Annotated in this window: 16 protein-coding genes; 6 read left to right on the top strand and 10 right to left on the bottom strand. The window is 60.0% G+C overall.

Translation table 11 applies throughout. The features are described from left to right. The first annotated feature begins 34 nt into the window (after positions 1-34). Together K3166_RS04190 and K3166_RS04185 are read left to right on the top strand one after the other, a co-directional pair. Positions 35-994 carry a DUF3137 domain-containing protein gene (locus tag K3166_RS04190; protein ID WP_221423432.1) on the top strand — a complete coding sequence of 320 codons (960 nt, stop codon included), beginning with the start codon at positions 35-37 and terminating at the stop codon, positions 992-994. 153 nt (positions 995-1,147) lie between these two features. Continuing rightward, positions 1,148-2,068 carry a helix-turn-helix domain-containing protein gene (locus K3166_RS04185; RefSeq protein ID WP_221423431.1) on the top strand — a complete coding sequence of 307 codons (921 nt, stop codon included), beginning with the start codon at positions 1,148-1,150 and terminating at the stop codon, positions 2,066-2,068. 13 nt (positions 2,069-2,081) lie between these two features. Here the strand turns inward: K3166_RS04185 and K3166_RS04180 are convergent, their stop codons facing one another. The 5 genes from K3166_RS04180 to K3166_RS04160 all read right to left on the bottom strand — a co-directional run bounded on the left by K3166_RS04180 (position 2,082) and on the right by K3166_RS04160 (position 7,120). After that, entirely contained in the window at positions 2,082-3,260 is a 1,179-nt protein-coding gene (locus K3166_RS04180) for a carboxynorspermidine decarboxylase (protein ID WP_221423430.1), read from the bottom strand. 41 nt (positions 3,261-3,301) lie between these two features. Beyond that, on the bottom strand, positions 3,302-4,291 hold the full coding sequence (locus K3166_RS04175; RefSeq protein ID WP_221423429.1) for a peptidyl-alpha-hydroxyglycine alpha-amidating lyase family protein: 990 nt from the start codon (positions 4,289-4,291) through the stop codon (positions 3,302-3,304). Positions 4,292-4,395: 104 nt separating this feature from the next. After that, complete coding sequence (locus tag K3166_RS04170; RefSeq protein ID WP_221423428.1) at positions 4,396-5,028, bottom strand: hypothetical protein; 633 nt, start codon at positions 5,026-5,028, stop codon at positions 4,396-4,398. Between the two features lie 13 nt (positions 5,029-5,041). Then, complete coding sequence (locus tag K3166_RS04165; RefSeq protein ID WP_221423427.1) at positions 5,042-5,737, bottom strand: hypothetical protein; 696 nt, start codon at positions 5,735-5,737, stop codon at positions 5,042-5,044. Between the two features lie 171 nt (positions 5,738-5,908). Further along, on the bottom strand, positions 5,909-7,120 hold the full coding sequence (locus tag K3166_RS04160; protein WP_221423426.1) for a saccharopine dehydrogenase family protein: 1,212 nt from the start codon (positions 7,118-7,120) through the stop codon (positions 5,909-5,911). Between the two features lie 64 nt (positions 7,121-7,184). Between K3166_RS04160 and K3166_RS04155 the strand changes: the two genes are divergently transcribed. Genes K3166_RS04155 through K3166_RS04145 form a run of 3 tightly spaced genes read left to right on the top strand, consistent with a single transcriptional unit; the run spans position 7,185 to position 9,095 of the window. Then, positions 7,185-8,144, top strand: a complete 960-nt coding sequence (locus tag K3166_RS04155; RefSeq protein WP_221423425.1) for a threonine ammonia-lyase — start codon at positions 7,185-7,187, stop codon at positions 8,142-8,144. Between the two features lie 55 nt (positions 8,145-8,199). Beyond that, on the top strand, positions 8,200-8,634 hold the full coding sequence (locus tag K3166_RS04150) for an MAPEG family protein (protein ID WP_221423424.1): 435 nt from the start codon (positions 8,200-8,202) through the stop codon (positions 8,632-8,634). A gap of 11 nt (positions 8,635-8,645) precedes the next feature. Further along, positions 8,646-9,095 (top strand): MAPEG family protein, encoded by a 450-nt coding sequence (locus tag K3166_RS04145; RefSeq protein WP_221423423.1) that lies wholly within the window; start codon positions 8,646-8,648, stop codon positions 9,093-9,095. 18 nt (positions 9,096-9,113) lie between these two features. Here the strand turns inward: K3166_RS04145 and trxB are convergent, their stop codons facing one another. Continuing rightward, positions 9,114-10,079 (bottom strand): thioredoxin-disulfide reductase, encoded by a 966-nt coding sequence (gene trxB / locus K3166_RS04140; protein WP_221423422.1) that lies wholly within the window; start codon positions 10,077-10,079, stop codon positions 9,114-9,116. A gap of 64 nt (positions 10,080-10,143) precedes the next feature. After that, the gene (locus K3166_RS04135; RefSeq protein WP_221423421.1) at positions 10,144-10,923 is read right to left on the bottom strand and encodes a tyrosine-protein phosphatase; all 780 of its coding nucleotides are present in this window, start codon (positions 10,921-10,923) and stop codon (positions 10,144-10,146) included. A gap of 101 nt (positions 10,924-11,024) precedes the next feature. Between K3166_RS04135 and K3166_RS04130 the strand changes: the two genes are divergently transcribed. Then, positions 11,025-11,519 carry a response regulator gene (locus K3166_RS04130; RefSeq protein WP_247714725.1) on the top strand — a complete coding sequence of 165 codons (495 nt, stop codon included), beginning with the start codon at positions 11,025-11,027 and terminating at the stop codon, positions 11,517-11,519. On the opposite strand, the gene otsA is transcribed toward K3166_RS04130, so the two are convergent. From otsA to otsB, 3 genes are read right to left on the bottom strand one after another with little or no spacing between them, the layout of a single operon-like run. After that, positions 11,516-12,913, bottom strand: coding sequence for an alpha,alpha-trehalose-phosphate synthase (UDP-forming) (gene otsA / locus K3166_RS04125; protein ID WP_221423420.1), 1,398 nt, complete (start codon positions 12,911-12,913; stop codon positions 11,516-11,518). The genes K3166_RS04130 and otsA overlap by 4 nt on opposite strands. Then, positions 12,910-14,709, bottom strand: coding sequence for a glycoside hydrolase family 15 protein (locus tag K3166_RS04120; protein ID WP_221423419.1), 1,800 nt, complete (start codon positions 14,707-14,709; stop codon positions 12,910-12,912). The genes otsA and K3166_RS04120 overlap by 4 nt, the downstream gene beginning before the upstream one ends. Beyond that, positions 14,694-15,437, bottom strand: a complete 744-nt coding sequence (gene otsB, locus K3166_RS04115; protein WP_221423418.1) for a trehalose-phosphatase — start codon at positions 15,435-15,437, stop codon at positions 14,694-14,696. Before otsB ends, K3166_RS04120 begins: the two co-directional genes overlap by 16 nt. Positions 15,438-15,448 lie beyond the last annotated feature (11 nt).

Below are 15,448 nucleotides of genomic sequence, written 5' to 3'. Positions count from 1 at the left end.
TGATAGACTGCAAGGGTTAAGGGGGAAAGTACGCGTGATCGAATATCCCGATGCGGACCGGCTGATGGCGGGTGAGCTGGGCGATTGGCTGAATGGCCAGCGCACGGTTCGCGAAGATGCCATCGCGCAATCGCATGACCGGATATTCAAGGCAGGCCTTGTACTGCTCCCGCTTGCCGCGTTCATGTTCATTCTCGCTCCGATCCCCACCGAACCCAAGATGTGGATGACTGCGGCCGCATTCGCAGGTGCCTGGGCGTGGAGCCAAATTCCCAAGACCAAGGCCAAGAAACAGGTCAAGACCGGGATCAACGAAGCAATCGCGAATGCGCTGGGCCTGGAATACTGCCATGACTGCGAACGCAGCGACCCGTTCGACAAGGCCAAGGCTTTTTCGATGCTGCCTTCCCATGACCGGTCAAGTTTCGAAGACATGTGGTCAGGCGAAACCGGCGGCCACACACTCATGCTACACGAAGCGCATCTCGAAGAACGCCGCGGCTCTGGAAAGAACCGCCGCTGGGTCACCGTATTTCGCGGCGCAATCCTGTCGATCAGCTTCGAACAGAACTTTCACGGCTCCACTTTGCTCGCCCCAGATCGCGCTTTCGGCAAATTTTTCGGCGGGGCGAAAGATACCATCAAGATCGACGGCCACATTCTCGACCGCGCTCAAATGGTAAGCCCCCAATTCGAGGACCGCTTTGACGTTTACACGACCGACCAGACAGAAGCGCGCTGGCTGATGCATCCGGAATATATCGAACGCCTGCTGGCAATGGAGCAAGCACTTGGCGGCAAGGACAGCTCGGTTCTGTTTTCCGGCGGCAGCATGGTGATGGCCATCAAGAGCGGGAATATGTTCGAAAGCGGCTCTCTCGATCACACCGAGGATGGCCGCATGGTGCGCCAGACTATCGACCAGTTTGCCAAGCTGGCAGACCTCGCGCTGACGCTTAACAAGCTGCGTCCGGATGATGAACTGAGAGCATGACTTGATTGTCCGAACGCAGCGAGGCCGCAAATATACGTATCCAGTCCCCCGATTGCGTCCCCTAGACCGTGACACGAGCAGGAACTTACCTAGAAGTGTCTGATGGTTGGCTCTGAAAAGAATGGCGTAGTGAGTGCGCAAGAACCCGCTGGCTTGAAGCCGCGGACAGGAGCCACGGCCACAGGGGTTCCGCTCGCGTTCAACCGTGAACCTGACTGGCGGCTGCGCAAATGGGTCAGCCGGTCGATGGTGGCGGTTGCTGCTGCGGAAGACGATGCCTCACTTGAAGGGCTGCTTTGTAACGACGCAGCCTACCTGCGCTCTGCCGTCGAGGTCGATTGGGTCGCTACCACCGCAGACGGTCCGCTGGAAATCCGCGACGAGACATTCCTGTGCGGCCAACATTCCAAAGCGATGCCGCTGCGTTACAAAGGGGGGATAAAGGTTGCGGGACTGATGTTTCGCCCGGGCGCGATGCGCGCCCTCTTCGGACTGGATGAGCACGATATGCTCGACCGTATCACCTCGATCGAGAGCGTGGGCATCGGCGATCATACCGTAACGGGTTTATACGAACCCGGCATCGATCCGGGCAGGTGGCTGAAGAAGATCGAGAGCTGGCTGGCGAATTATATCGAGAAGAATAACGTCCCCGCGCCGGACCCGCTTTCGCAAGCGCTGGAGTTGCAGGCGTTTCGAGACCCCAACGTGATGCTCAACGACTTCGCAGACCGCGAAGGCGTCACCCCCAGGCAGCTCCAGAGAATAGCCAAGCGCGATTTCGGCCTTACTCCAAAACAGATTATGCGCCGCGCGCGGATCCTGGATCTTGCCGCGCGGCTCTGCGGTGTAGCTGACGAGGAAGAGCAGGACATTCTGCTCAGGTTCTTCGATCAGGCCCACCAGATACGCGAATTCCAGGCATTCTTCGGCACCACTCCCGGCTCATTCAAGCGGCGGAGATCTAGTCTGCTAACGCTGAGCCTCGAGATCCGGCAGGCCCGGCGCCTGGAGATGCTCGAACGCATCCAGCCGGGCGCCGTGCGGCCCTGGATGCGCAGCCCGCTGCGATAACGCTGCCGCGCCTTTAGCTCAGCCGGTCGCGAAAGGTGTCGTATCCGAACTCTTTCACCAGTTCGAGCTGGTCGATGTCGCTATCCCAGAGGTAAATGCTCGGAAGCTGGACGCCGTTGAAAGTGTTGGTCTTGACCATCGAATAATGCGCCTGATCAAGGAAAGCGAAGCGCTTGCCCACCTCTGCGCCGCCTTCAATGCGATAATCACCAATGACATCGCCAGCGAGGCAGGAGGGTCCGCCGATCCGCACTTCAGGAGTGTCCGCGCCTTGAGCTTCGCCCAGCATGGCGGGGCGGTAAGGCGCTTCGATCACGTCAGGCATATGGCAAGTGGCCGAGATGTCTGCGACTGCCACCGGCAGTCCGTTGTGGCCGGTATCGAGGATCGTGCCGACGAGGATGCCGGCGTCCAGCGCAACTGCTTCACCGGGTTCGAGATAGATTTCCGCACCCGTGTCTTCCTTGGCGTCCTTGAGAAACTCGACCAGCTCCTCGCGCTGGTAGTCGGCCCGGGTGATGTGATGGCCGCCGCCCATATTGATCCACTTCAACTGCCCGAACCACGGTTCGATCGCGTCGAACACCTTGTCCCAGGTATCGTGGAGCGGCTCGAAATCCTGCTCGCACAGGTTGTGGAAGTGAATGCCGTCCACGCCTTCCATGATTTCTGGCGTAAGCTGGTCGATCGGAAAGCCAAGGCGGCTCCCCGGGCTTGAAGGATCATATCGCGGCACCTCGCCGGTGGGATGCATCGGATTGATGCGCAGGCCCACGTCGAAATTCTGACCGGACGCTCGGGCCGCTTCGAGGATCAGCGTCGCGCGTTCCATCTGGCCGGGCGAATTGAAGATGACATGATCCGACAGGCGGCAAACCTCGTCCAGCTCTTCGGGCTTGAACGCAGCGGAATAGGTGGCGATTTCCCCGTCGTAGAATTCGGACGCGAGGCGCGCTTCCCACAGGCCCGATGTGCAAACCCCGTCGAGATATTCGCCAATGATCGGCGCGGTGGCCCACATCGAAAATGCCTTGAGCGCGGCCAGCACCTTGATGTCCGCAGCGTCGCGGATATCGGCCAGTATCTGGCAGTTCGAACGCAGTTTCGCAGCATCGACTACGAAGGCGGGGCTGTCGACACGATTGAGATCGAAATGGGCGAAAGCGCCCGGATCGCCGGCTTTGGTTTCCATGTCCCGCGACTTAGGGTGTGCGCCCGCGTAGGGAAAGAGGGCTATTCGCTTTCAGTTGGTGAAGATGGCGTAAGATCGAACCGCACGACACGGTTGCCATAAACATCGATCATGTATGCGCGCCCCTGCCTGTCGAGGGCGATGTCGTGTCCAAGGCTGGCATTATCGCCCGGCAGGCGCAGATCGAAGGACCGGTCTACGGTGCCATCGGGCCGGTAGACACGCACCATTGCGCCATTTCGATCGATCATGTCGCGCCCCTCCACCGCAACTGTCCAACCCGCACCCAGCGGTTTGACACTGTAAGTGTGGCCGCGATCGACCCCGCGCCATTGATCCACGGGTTCGCCGGCAGTCGAGAAAACCGAAATGCGCGCGTTCTCGCGGTCGGCGACATAGACCTTGTCCCCATCGGTGGAGACACCGTGCGGCAGGTCCAGCTCTCCGGCGCCCTGCCCTTCCTCACCCCACGCGCCCAGATATGCGCCTTGGCGGTCAAAGACGGCGATGCGGTCGTTGGTGTAGCCATCGGCCACAAGGACCTTGTCACCGAGAAAGGCGACGTCTGCCGGGCGGCCGAAATGCTTGCCGTCCTGCCCAGCCTCGCCCCGCACGCCCCATGCAGCTTGCTCGGCTCCCTCGTGGGAGAACCGCAAGACCTGCTCGCGGGCGACGTCGGTGATCCAGACGTTATCGTCCTCGTCCACCGAAAGGCCGTGCGGCATGATTAAGGTGCCTGCTCCCCACTGCGCCAGCAAGGCGCCGTCGGGCGAGAACATGAAAACGGTCGGGTCAGCAATCGTCTCGTCGGTAAACGGCTCCTCCCATTCCCGGCCCGCGCGGTGGAGCACGAAGACGTGTCCGTGGCTGTCGACATCAACCGCGCTGGGCTGCCCGAAAATCGCGCCTTCGGGGATCGTCGGCCAGTCCGCCTCGATCTGAGCAGAGGGCGCTTCCTCGCGTGCGGGACCGCCGCAAGATGCAAGGAACAGTGCAAGGGTTGCGGGCGCAAAAGCCAATCGGTTCGTCATGCGCCCGAGACTAGGCGCAGTTTTGCTGCCTTCAAAGTGCAGATACGAAAAGGGCGGAAACGATTTGCACCGTCCCCGCCCTTTCGATTGCATTGCGACCGTGCCTAGTCGTCCTTGTCCGTACGATAGACCAGAGCGCGGACCGGACCTTCGTACGAGAAACCGCGCGACATCATCGCTTCGTGGCCGCTGCGCCAGTTTGACGCACCGAAGCCGGTGTAGATGGTCGTCGTCGATGTTCCCGAGACGATTGTATCGTGGCTCTGACCGATGGGTTCGGGATCTACCGTGACCATGGCATAACGCTCGTTTTCCTGCGGTACGAACTGCACCGAAAGAAGACCCGGGCGGAACATGTACTGATCACGCGTGAAGGAGCGGGTTTCCACGCCTTCTGCATCCAGCAGTACCACCTGCGGCGACAAGACGCGGGCAAGATCGAGACCCGCACCCAGTTCCACCATCTTCGCACGGCCCGGCTCGGGCAGCGCAAAGACCATGTACGGTGCCGAATGACCGGCACGCTCCAGACAGGGACCGGAAGCTGAAAGCTCGTTATCGAGCACCCAGACCTTCTTGTCCTTGTCCGGCGTCAGGCTGATCGCCGTCACCGTTTCGGGCGTAGTCGAGCAATCTGCCCGGTCGAACGCAAGCGTCGCCGGATAGATCGGAGCCGTCGTGGCACAGCCAGCGACAACTGCCGAAGCAGCAGCCAGCGCGAGGAATTTGGTCCGCATCGGTCCCAGCTCCCTAGCGCATCAAGCGAACGGCGGTGTTGGCAACTTCCTTGAGCGCCACGTCGATGCCTTCAGCGAGGCGTTCCGGCTGCGAAATCATGTCTTCACGGTTCTGGAACACATAGTCAGGGTTCGGTGCGATGGTGACAACACCGGCCTGTGCATCGACAGCATTGTAAACGATGCGGTTTTCCATCAGCGTCTTGCCGGTTCCAGCATCGATCATCTTGACGTCTGCAGCCACGGTCGGGCGCCACATCTGGTTGCCAGCATTGACGTAACCGTAGGTGGTGACGTTGAAGTCGATAAGCGCCTGCACACCAGCCGGAGCGGTTGGATAGCTTTCAAGGAACTTGCGCTTTTCGCGGTCCGGACCTTCGAGCATGGCGGCTTCGATATTAGCTTCGGCAAGTGCTTCGATCAGGAATGCTTCGAAATTGGCTTCCGGCGTGTGGTTCACGCTTTCAAGGGCGTCGTTCACGCGGTCCTTGCGCGATGCCTGCACGCCTGCGTCGATAAGTCCGCCGATCAGGCCGAAATTGCCCATGGTCGAAGCGGCTTCGTAAGCCACAGCGTCATCGGCCAAGGTATCGTCCACAATGGCAACTGAAGTTACCGGCACTGCGGGTGCGGTATACGGCGTGCCGACATAAGGCGAAGCGCAGGCACCAAGGCTCAGCAGACCAAGCGCTGCAAACGATTTTTTCATCTGGAATTTACCCCTGTTCCACCGACCGAATGATTCCGTATCGATGCGTCACGATGGACGTCGCGAAATATAATTCAGCGAAATTCTGGGTCAATACAGACTGTGGGCAGTCTATCTCCAGACTGTTCGGCGTGGCCCGAAAGCCACGCCGTAATTAACATTCCTCAATATTTAAAAGTCCACGGGACCGCCGAGTTCCTTCACCTGCCAGGGAAGGCCGTGTTCGTTCAGCATTTCCATGAACGGATCGGGATCCATCTCTTCCATGTTGAAGACGCCGTCCCCAGCCCACTTGCCAGTGACCACCATCGTGCTGCCAATCATCGCGGGAACGCCCGTGGTGTAGGATACCGCCTGATTACCTGTTTCCTCATAGGCGGCTTCGTGGCTGCAGATGTTGTTGATGTAGAACGTTTTCTCACCCGACCCGTCCAGGGCTTCGCCGGTGGCGATGACGCCGATGTTGGTGTTGCCCTTGGTGGTTTCACCCAGCGATTCCGGTTTGGGCAGAACTGCGGCGAGGAATTGCAGCGGGATGATTTCCTTGCCCTGATACCGGATCGGTTCGATCCCGGTCATGCCGACATTTTGCAGGACGGTCAGGTGCTTGATGTACTCATCGCCAAAGGTCATCCAGAACCGTGCGCGCTCAAGCTCGGGATTGAACTTGGCGAGGCTTTCCAGCTCTTCGTGGTACATCATGTACATGTTCTTCTGGCCGACGGCTTCGAAATCGAATTCGACCCGCTTGTCGAGCGCGGGCGTTTCGACCCACTCCCCGTTTTCCCAATGCCGCGCGGGTGCCGTAACCTCACGGATGTTGATTTCCGGATTGAAGTTGGTGGCAAAGGCCTGCCCGTGATCGCCGCCATTGCAATCGAGAATGTCGAGCTGGCGAATGGTCTTCAGCTTGTGCTTCTTGAGCCACATGGTGAATACGCTGGTCACGCCGGGATCAAAGCCAGACCCCAGCAGCGCCATGATGCCGGCTTGCTTGAAGCGGTCGTGGTAAGCCCACTGCCAGTGGTATTCGAACCGGGCCTCGTCCTTCGGTTCGTAATTTGCGGTATCGAGATAATCGACACCGGCCTCGAGGCAGGCGTCCATGATCGGGAGATCCTGATAAGGCAGTGCCAGATTGACGACGAGGCTGGGTTTCACCTGTCGGATGAGGTTGATCATCGCAGGGACTTCTTCAGCATCGATTTCGTAGGTCGATATGCTTTGCCCGGTACGCTCCTTCACGCTTGCAGCGATCGCGTCGCATTTCGACTTCGTACGACTGGCAAGATGGATGTCGCCAAAGATATCGGCGTTCATCGCCATCTTGTGAACGCAGACCGAGCTGACGCCGCCCGCACCGATGACCAACACTGTCGACATGAAAAACCTCTTCGTTTGATACGATTCTTGCGCGCCCTCTAACCGAATGCGCTATCCCCGCCAAATGATCCGAGACAATATGCAGCTGCCAACCCGACAAGGCGTTCAGAACGCCGCCACTTCCATCGCGCAAATCCTGGCGCCGACACCGCTGCTGCCCGTCGATATCGGCGGTGTGCAGTGCCATGCCAAGGCCGAGAGTCTCCAGCCGGTCGGTGCGTTCAAGATACGCGGCGGGTGGTGGCGGCTGTCGAACTTGTCCCCGGAAGAACGGTCACGCGGCGTGGTCGCAGTTTCATCGGGCAACCACGCACAAGGAGTGGCGTGGGCTGCACGGCGACTGGGGATCAAGGCGGCAATCGTCATGCCGCGTAACGCTCCGAAGGTAAAACTGGACGCAACCCGCGCATTGGGCGCGGAAATTATCCTCTATGATCGGCCCGGCGAGGACCGCGACGAAGTCGCAGCCCGCGAAATCGAGAAGAGCGGTGCGGTACTTGTCCATGCTTTTGCTGATCCATGGGTGATCGAAGGCCAGGGCAGCGCAGGCATCGAAATCGAGGCGCAGCTGGGGCGCGCACCATCGCGTCTCGTGGCCTGCTGCGGCGGCGGCGGGCTGGCCGCTGGCCTCGCCCTCGCCTGTCCCGGCAGCGCGATCCACATCGTCGAACCTGCTGGATGGGACATGGTGGGACAGGCCATCGAAGCAGGAGAGATCGTGCGCGTTGGCAGCTCCCCGCCGACTACGATTTGCGATGCGTTGCAACCCGATGCGACCAAGGACATCAATTTGAAAGTGCTCCACGGGCGGGCAGAGCCGGGCGTCACGGTCACCGACGATGAGGTGAAAACCGCCCAGCGGTTCGCCTTTTCAAAGCTGAACCTCGTGCTCGAACCGGGCGGCGCGGCGGCGCTGGCAGCAGCGCTGGCAGGCAAGGTGCCAGTCGATGAAAGCACGGTCATCATGCTCACCGGCGGCAACACAGATGCGGAGAGCTTCGCCGAAACCTTGCGAGAGGTTTGACAATCCCTTCCCGCCGACGCACCCATGCGCGGCACATAGGGAGGGAGATTACCTGATGCAGGCTCAAATTCTTGCACCGGCAGCGGTGCTGATCGCTTGGTCGCTCGTCATGCTTTTATGGATGGCATTCACGCGCTTTCCGGCGATGAAGAAAACGGGAATGGACCTCGGCAATGCCAAGCCCGGTGGCCGCGGGCAGGATCTCGAGGGTGTTCTGCCCGACAAGGTCCAGTGGAAATCGCACAATTACGCGCACCTGATGGAACAGCCGACCATTTTCTATCCGGCGGTCGTAATCCTGGCCTTGCTTGGCGCCACGGCGATGGATGTACTGGTGGCGTGGATTTACGTTGGTCTGCGGATTGTTCATTCGGTCTGGCAGGCAACCGTCAACACGGTGACGATCCGTTTCCCGCTGTTCGTCCTTGCCACTATCGCGCTTGGCTGGCTCGCTTACCGGGCTGTCGCGCTCACCCTCTTCGCGGTTTAAGGACAGACGAAATGGAAATCGCCCAATCACCGATCCTCCAGGCGGTTGTCGCTCTGGCGGCATGGACCATGATCATGTGGATCTGGATGTATGCCACCCGCATTCCGGCAATGAGCCGCAATCCCAAGCTTGATCCTGCCCACATGGTGGGATCAACGGGCACCAGCCTCAGGGCGGAGTTGCCCGAGAAAGTCAGCTGGAAAGCGGATAATTACAACCATCTGCACGAAGCGCCGACCGTGTTTTACGCGATCGCGATCCTGCTGGCGATCACCGGCTATGGCGACGGAATGAATGCTCTTTTGGCTTGGATTTACGTCGGCCTGCGCGTCATTCATTCACTGGTACAGTCGACAAGCAACCGCGTATTGGTGCGCTTCGTACTGTTCGCCCTATCCAGCATCGTCCTGATGGCGCTGATCTTTCACGCCTTTATCGTGACGTTCGACGTACACATGTAATGCAGGGGCGGCGGAGGTTTACTCCGCCGCTTCGCGCTGAGCCACTTCCAGCGTAGCCAGGAAGCGTTCGCCATCGAGCGCTGCCATGCAGCCGGTCCCGGCAGCCGTCACGGCCTGGCGATAGGTGTGATCCATGACATCGCCTGCAGCGAACACGCCGGGGATCGAAGTCTTCGGAGTGCCTGGTTCGACCAGCAGGTAACCGCTATCGTCCATCGGCAGCTTGCCCTTGAACAGTTCGGTCGCAGGAGCGTGTCCGATCGCCACGAACGCGCCCTCGCAGGCAAATTCGCTATCTTCAGAAGTCTGGGTATCGCGCAGGCGCAGGTGCGTCAGTGCGCCGTTTTCGCCAGCCTCAAAGCTTTCGACCGTCTTGTTCCACAGGACCGAAATCTTGGGGTGGTTCAGCAGGCGGTCCTGCAGGATTTTCTCGGCGCGCAGTTCATCTCGGCGGTGGATCAGGGTCACATCGTCGGAATGGTTGGTGAGGTAGAGTGCTTCCTCGACCGCGGTATTGCCGCCGCCGATCACCGCGACCTTCTTGCCACGATAGAAGAAACCGTCACACGTCGCGCAGGCCGAAACGCCCTTGCCGCCCAGCTCCTGTTCACCCGGAGCGCCGAGCCATTTGGCCTGCGCACCCGTGGCAATGACCAGGATGTCACCGATGTATTCATCGCCGCTGTCGCCAATTGCGCGGAAGGGTGAGCCGCCCTCTAGATCAACTTCTACGATCGTGTCCCACATCATGCGGGTGCCCACGTGTTCGGCCTGCGCCTTCATTTCTTCCATGAGCCACGGGCCCTGCACTACATCGCGGAAGCCGGGATAATTTTCCACATCGGTAGTGATGGTCAGCTGTCCGCCGGGCTGCAGGCCTTGCACCACGATCGGCTCCATCATCGCGCGCGCGCCATAGATGGCAGCGGAATAGCCGGCGGGGCCGGAGCCGATGATGAGCATTTTGGTGCGATGGGTAGCCATGAATCAGTCTCTAGATCGTCAATTTGGAAGTAAGGGCGCTATATGGGGACTGGCGCGGCCGGAGTCACGCCAGGTAGGCGTTGCGGAGCCGCTCGCGCAGGGCGTCATCCACACCTAATGCGCCCGAGATATACGCGTCGAGCGATCCGTGATCGGCCTCGACCTCGCGCCAGAAGGTCGCGAGGTAGTCTTCGCGCACACCGAGCAACGCTTCGATTGCACTCTTGTCCAGTTTCCGTCCGAGCCGCTCTTCGATACCGGGCACCGACTGCGCGGCGAGCACCTCCATATTCGGCGCATCATTCGTCCGCAAAAACTCCGCCATCTGGCGGTCACGGTCCACGCCGAGAATATGGAGCAGCAGCATCGCAGCAACGCCCGTCCGATCCTTGCCAGCGAAACAATGGACAAGGCTTGCCCCGTCGCGTTCAGCAAGAATGCGCAAGTAGCGCGAGAACATCTCTGTCATCGCAGGATTGCGGGGCATTCGCGTATAGACCGCAATCATGCGCTGCCTGGCAAATTCCGCCGTGGTTGTCTCGGCATCGACGTCCATGTGCGGCGGACTGGAGGTGGTTTCTCCATCATAAAACAGAACTTCGCCGTCGAAACCTTGCACACGGCGGCAAGGATTGCGTTCGCGTTCGCTCGCGCCGCGCAGGTCGATCACCGTACGGATGTGCATCTTTGCAATCGCAGCCAGATCGTCGTCACTTGCAGCGACATGCTGTCCCGAGCGCCACAGTAGCCCGCGCTTTACGCTGGCCCCTTCGGACGTCTCCCAGCCTCCGTAGTCGCGGAAATTGTGGATGCCGTCGGTCTCGATGAATGGGTCACGAATCATGTGCAGCGGTGTGGCAGGCCGCGCAGCCACCGGCAATGGCACCTAGGGGCAAATCCCTATGCTGCCTGAAAGGCTGAATTGGGACGCTGGCAGTAAGCCCGATGACTATCGAAATTCGGCTTTATCAGGGAATAGGCATGGCGCGCATTGTGATCGTTGACGACGACGAAATCGTTTCAGAAATGGCCAGCAAGGTGTTGTTTGACGCCGGCCACGTGTGCGGCTGCGTCGGCGACGGAGAAAAGGCGCTCGATCTCCTGCGTTGGCGCCGACCCGATTTGCTGTTGCTTGATCACGATATGCCCGGGCTAACCGGTGCCCAGGTGCTCCGTTCGATCCGCAGTTCGCCGGACAATTACGACTTGCCTGTCATCATGTTTACCGGCCTTAGCGGGGCAGAAGATGAGCAGCACGCCTATTACAACGGGGCCCAGGGGTTCATCCGCAAACCGTTCAATGCGCAGATGCTTCTGCATGAGGTAAACCTGGTGCTGAAATCGCGCGAAGAACGTCCGCAACATCGAACCCTTACCGAGCATCTGGAACAGGCGGCTGGACGTTGGCGAGATTCGCCCGACCGCAGAATAATGCTTTAAAGCTGACCTGCTGAATCGAGGTCGCGCAGGAAGTTTTCGGTCCAATCCTGCACATTGTCGTCGCGTACGGTCCCGATCAGGCTCTCGTAGCGGCGGCGGCGTTCTTCCAACGGCATATCGAGCGCCTTGCCGATTGCATGCGCCAAATCATCTGGGCTGTGAGGGTTCACGAGCAGCGCATCCTCCATCTGCGCAGCCGCTCCGGCAAATCGCGAAAGAATAAGGACACCCGGGTCTTCCGGATCCTGCGCCGCGAGATATTCCTTGGCCACCAAATTCATCCCGTCACGCAGCGGTGTGACGAGACCGATCTTCGCCGCGCGGAAGAAGCCGAACAGTTCAGCATGGCTATAACCCCGGTTCACATAGCGAACGGGGACCAGATCTACTTCGCTTCGCGCTCCGTTGATCTGCCCTGCCTTCTGTTCGAGTTCGGCACGGATCTTCTGATAGCTTTCGACGTCCTCGCGGCTCGGCGGAGCAATCTGGATGAAGACCAGATCGCTGACGCGGTCCGGGTGCTGGTCGAAAAATCGCGATATCCCGTCGAGTCTTTCAGGCAGGCCCTTGGAATAATCCAGCCGGTCCACTCCGATCATGGCCGTGCGCCTGCGAGTCGAATTCAGCAGCCGCTGCTGCGCGCGCTGCGCGGCTTCATCTTCGCCAAGCTTGCTGAAGTGATCCCAGTCGATCCCGATCGGATAGGCACGCGCAATCGTGGTGCGTCCGTCCAGAGTGATCGCACCGGTCTCCTCGTCGATCTCGGCACCCAGTTCGGTGCGGCAATAATGCAGGAAGCTGTCGAGCCATTCGTGGGTCTGAAAGCCCAGCAAGTCGTAGTGCAGCATCGTGCGCACAAGGCGCTCATGATAGGGCAGCGATACGAACAAGCGTGTCGCGGGCCACGGTATGTGCAGGAAAAACCCGATCCGGTTCTGCACACCGCGCGAACGCAGACGTTCGCCCAGCGGGATCAGGTGATAGTCGTGAACCCACAGGACATCATCGTCTTCCAGAAGCGGATGCAACGTCTCGGCGAAGCGTTCATTGACTCGCTCATAGCCCTTGGCAGTCTCGCGCTCATATTCGGCGAGATCGAGGCGGTAATGAAACAGCGGCCAGAGGGTCGAATTGGCGTATCCGTTGTAATATTCATCAACGTCGCGCTTGGACAGATCGATTGTCGCAGTCGTCACGCCGTCAGTGGTCTGGGTCGAGATTTCGCCCGTGTGTTCTTCAGCTTCTTCACCGGACCAGCCGAACCAGACGCCGCTGCGCTCTTTCAGGGCCGCGTTCAGCGCGCCAGCCAAGCCGCCTTGTGCACCCGCAGCGCCGCGCGCCTTGGGTACAGCGACCCTATTCGATACCACTACCAAACGCGCATCTGCGCTCACCTGACATCACTCCATGGTTTGGACAGCAGCCCCGCCGAATTGATTATACCAACCAGCGAGTAGGTCTGCGGGAAGTTCCCCCATAGTTCACCCGTATCATAGTCGAGGTCTTCGCTCAGAAGCCCCGAGCGGGTTGTGTGGCTGAGCATGGCGCCGAACAATTCGCGCGCCTCTTCGCTGCGGCCGGTCAGATGTAGCGCTTCGATCAGCCAGAACGTGCAGACGTTGAACGCCGTTTCGGGTGCTCCGAAATCATCCTCAGCCGCATAGCGCAGCATGTAATTGCCGCGCCTGAGGTCGCGTTCGACCGCGGCAAATGTCTTCAGGAAGCGTTCGTCGTCAGGTTTGAGGAAGCGCAGTTCCACCATCTGGAGCAGGCTGGCGTCGAGATAGTCGCTTTCGAAACTGGCACCGTAATGGCCGCCTTCTTCGCTCCACGCTTCGGTTTCGATCTTCGCGCGGATGGCTTCTGCACGCTCCGTCCAAACGCGGGCGCGGTCCGTTTTGCCCAGCTGCGCTGCGACATTGGCCAGCCGGTCGCAGGCCGCCCAGCACATCACCGCAGAATAGGTGTGGACCTCCTGGCGCGTACGAAATTCCCACAGTCCGGCATCGGGCTTGTCGTGCTTTGCCCAAGCTGCCTCGCCAACTTCTTCGAGATGCGCGAAATCGGTTTCATCGGCCATGCGCAGGAGCCGGTTGTCGAAGAACGCCTGCGCAGTCGGCATGACGATCTGGCCGTAGCAATCATACTGGACCTGCTTGTATGCCGCATTGCCCACGCGAACCGGGCCCATCCCTCGGTATCCGGCCAGGTTCTCGGCAAAGCTTTCGTGCAGCTCCGCCTCTCCCATCACCGAATACAGCGGCTGTATCTGCCCTCCGCGCGCCTGATCGACGATATTGCGAAGGTAGGCGAGGTACTTCTCCAGCACATCCAGCGCACCGAGCCGGTTCAGGGCCTGAACCGTGTAATAACTGTCCCGGATCCAGCAATAGCGGTAGTCCCAGTTCCGCTCGCTGCCGGGCGCTTCGGGAATGGAAGTCGTGAGTGCGGCGACGATCGCGCCCGTTTCTTCGTGCTGGCACAGCTTGAGCGTGATCGCAGCGCGGATGGTTTCTTCCTGCCATTCCAGCGGGATATGCAGGCCGCGCACCCAATGCTGCCAATATTTGCGTGTATTGGCTTCCATCCGTCGCAGCTCGCTGCGAATATTGCCTACGAAGGGCTCGTCCGGGCCGAGGAAGAAATGCTGGTCGCTTTCGACGCGGTAGCTGCGGCCTTCCAGCACATAGCCTACCGGGGCATCGGTGGAGAGACGCATGGTCTGATCGCCCACCTGGTAACGGATGTGGTTTGTCCCATTGGTAGTGGTCGCAGTGCCAGCACCATAATTATGCATGGGTACGAGGCGCACACGCAGGCGGGGCGCGCCGGACACGGGGCGAACCATGCGGATCAGGGCGACAGGGCGGTACATCCGGCCCGACCCTTCATAGCGAGGGGCGAAATCGGTGATTTCGAGCGCGCTGCCGTCTTCAGCTTCGAGGCGAGTGACAAGGATCGGGGTATTGCGTTCATAATGCTGGGTCGCGGACACCTGCCCTTCCAGTTCAAAACGCCAGACGCCCTGATCTTGCTTGTCGCCATTCAACAGCGAGCAGAACACGGGATCACCGTCGACCCGGGGTATACAGCTCCAGACAAAGCCGCCGGTCTTGTCGACCAGTGCACTGACCTGGCAATTGCCGATCGGGGAAAGTTCAAGGGAGCTTTGGGTCACAGTTCCAGCCATTCATGCACGGCTGCCACGCCGCTGAGGTGATACCGGGCACTGTCGCTGTCGCGCTCGCCCACGGCAATGCCAAAACCTCCGCATTCGATTGCGGCCCTCATTCCGTCCTCGTCAGTGACGTCGTCACCAAGGAAAATCGGGACCGCCCCGACAAATGGCGGCTGCGACATGAAGGTCTGGACCGCAGAGGCTTTGCTCGTCCCTGGAAATACCAGTTCAGCCACGCATTTGCCGTGCTTTACTTCGAGGCTGAACTGCCGCGCAACCTTGGCGGCAAATGCATCGACCTGATCCTTGCGAGAGGGGTCGGACCGGTAATGCAGCGCACCGCCGTGGCTTTTCGTTTCGTAGCGAAGTTCGTTTGCCTGCGCAAAGACGCGCAAGGCTTCGACTGCATCACCCGGCAATGCTTCCGGGCTGCGCCCTGCCAGCTCTCCGTCAGCCCGGACGGTGTGCAGGCCATGAGAGCCAGCCATGGCGATTTCGCATGAGCCTAGATGCCGCGTAAGATCATCAATTGCGCGCCCGCTGACCAAGGCAAGACGCCCCTCCAACCGGGCCTTCAGTTCGTGCAGACGTAGATTGAGATGGCCGGGCACCTCGATCGCATCGGGCTCGGGCGCAAGTTCGACCAGAGTGCCGTCGAAATCGAGGAAGACCGCCGCCCGTTCCTGCGACAGCAGGTCGGCGAAGGGAGGCGGGGATGGGAGCGGATGCTGGCTTGCCATCACAGTGGCAA

The sequence above is a fragment of the Qipengyuania psychrotolerans genome, from assembly GCF_019711355.1.
In the GTDB taxonomy this organism is placed as follows: domain Bacteria; phylum Pseudomonadota; class Alphaproteobacteria; order Sphingomonadales; family Sphingomonadaceae; genus Qipengyuania; species Qipengyuania psychrotolerans.
Note: the sequence above shows the minus strand (reverse complement) of the source record. Positions and strands in the feature narration are given on the sequence as shown.